Source organism: Hydrogenophaga sp. (assembly GCF_022844385.1).
In the GTDB taxonomy this organism is placed as follows: domain Bacteria; phylum Pseudomonadota; class Gammaproteobacteria; order Burkholderiales; family Burkholderiaceae_C; genus Hydrogenophaga.
The window spans coordinates 1-1,919 of sequence record NZ_JALHLX010000179.1; the positions used below are offsets into that span (position 1 = coordinate 1).

Here is a 1,919-nt window from a genome sequence, read left to right on the forward strand (position 1 = left end):
TGCACGGCATCGGCCTGACCGAGCTGCTGGCCCAGGCCGGTGCGCCCAAGGGTGTGCTGTACCACCACTTTCCCGGCGGCAAGACCGAGTTGGCCGTGGCCGCGATCGACGATGTGGTGGCGCGCATGCTGCGCGGACTCGACACCCTGCTCGCGCAGAAGACGGACCCGATCGAGGCCACGCGCCGCTGGATGGCGGGCGCCACCGGCCGGTTGAGCGAGACGGGTTTCGAGTCGGGCTGTCCGCTGGCCACTGTGGCGCTGGAAACCACACCGGAAGATCTCGCCCTGCGCGAAGCCCTGGCCCGCGCGTTCGCCACGCTGCGCGAGCGCATCGCGCTGGCGCTGGAGCAGCACGGCGAGCCGCGCGCGCAAGCACAGGGCATCGCCGCCCTCATCGTTGCGACCTACGAAGGGGGCCTGCTCCAGGCCCGTGTGGCCCAGAGCACCGAACCCATCACCCAGGCCACCGAGACCCTGCTCTCGTTGCTGGCCAGCCGCACGGCTCGCTGAATGCCTCACCGGAGACTTTTCATGAACCACTTTCCCTCCACCGACGCCAACAACCAGGCCGTGCGCACCGAGCGGCTCACGCTGACCGCTGCCGACGGCTACCCGCTGGTTGCGCACCGATTCCACAGCCCGTCTCCACCGCGTGGCCACCTGGTGGTCGGTGGCGCCACCGCCGTACCCCAAGGTTTTTACAAGCGCTTTGCCGAGCACGCCGCGCGCCGGGGCTTTGACGTGCTCACGCTGGACTACCGCGGCATCGGGCAGTCAGCCCCGAGCACGCTCAAGGGCTTTCGCATGGACTACCTCGACTGGGGCCGGCTCGACCTCGCCGCGGCGGTGGAGGCCATGCGCCAGGAGGGCATGCCGCTGTACCTGGTCGGCCATTCCTATGGCGGCCACGCCTTGGGCCTGTTGCCCGACCCCGGTGCGGTGGACGGGGCATACACCTTCGCCACCGGCGCTGGCTGGCACGGCTGGATGCCGCCGCTGGAGCGCCTGCGCGTGCTCTTCATGTGGCGCGTGCTGGGTCCGGTGTGGACGCGCATGGCAGGCTATTTGCCGTGGAGCCGGCTCGGCATGGGCGAAGACCTGCCGATCGATGTGTACCGCCAGTGGCGGCAGTGGTGCCGCTTCCCGCGTTACTTTTTCGACGATCCGGCCATGCGTGCGACCACCGAGCGTTTTGGCGATGTGCGTTTCCCCATCGTCGCCGTGAACGCGCTGGACGACGCCTGGGCGCCGCCGGCCTCGCGCGACGCCTTCATGGCCGGTTACCGCAACGCCGAGGTACGCAGCGTCACGCTGGACGTCCGGCGCGCGGGTCTCGGCGCCATCGGGCATATGGGTTATTTCAGGCCCAGGGCCCAGCCGCTGTGGAACGATGCGCTGGACTGGTTTGCCACACAAACACAGCGCCGTTCGGCGGTTGTCTGAAGCGACCAACACCCACGCGGGAGCTCCGTCAAATGAGGTGCAAACGCTCGCTTGCCCGTGCTACAAACCGGCATGCTTTTACATCTCGGATACAAGAACCGGTTCGTCGCCCTGGGGCTGGCAGTCCTGCTGGCGTGCGCATCGGCGCTGGCCCAAGGTGTTGACGCGCCGGCCCAGGGCCTGATCATCGGCTACCGTGTTTCGGCCGCCGATACCGAAGCCGAGCTGATCGACCGCAGTCCACGAGCCAACGAGCGCGAGCGGGCGCGTGCGCGCTGGAAAGCCGCGTCCGACCAGACACGGGAACGCACCCGCCGCTTGGCCAGGGATGTGGGCTTGCCGCTGCGAGAAGCAGGCGAGGCGGGCAACGCTGCCCTGCTGAAATTCGATCGGCCCCTGAAGGGCCGCTCACTTGAGGACGCGATGCGCCGTGTGCGCCTGCACCCCGACGTGGCCTGGGTCGAGCCCAATGTG

General features: G+C 68.7%; 3 protein-coding genes. All 3 read left to right on the forward strand.

Annotation, left to right across the window (positions count from 1 at the left end; translation table 11 throughout):
- The coding region (locus tag Q0C59_RS18285; protein ID WP_291218237.1) for a TetR/AcrR family transcriptional regulator at positions 1-512 on the forward strand (512 nt) is incomplete at its 5' end.
- Positions 513-533: 21 nt separating this feature from the next.
- Positions 534-1,445: an alpha/beta fold hydrolase gene (locus Q0C59_RS18290; protein WP_291218239.1), complete on the forward strand. Its 912-nt coding sequence runs from the start codon at positions 534-536 to the stop codon at positions 1,443-1,445.
- A 57-nt stretch (positions 1,446-1,502) separates the two neighbouring features.
- Positions 1,503-1,919, forward strand: a 417-nt coding sequence (locus Q0C59_RS18295; RefSeq protein ID WP_291218241.1) for a hypothetical protein, incomplete at its 3' end; no start/stop codon positions are given.

Coding starts and splice junctions, on each gene's coding strand:
- Q0C59_RS18290 (WP_291218239.1), top strand. CDS start 534: ATGAACCACTTTCCCTCCACCGACGCCAACAACCAGGCCGTGCGCACC.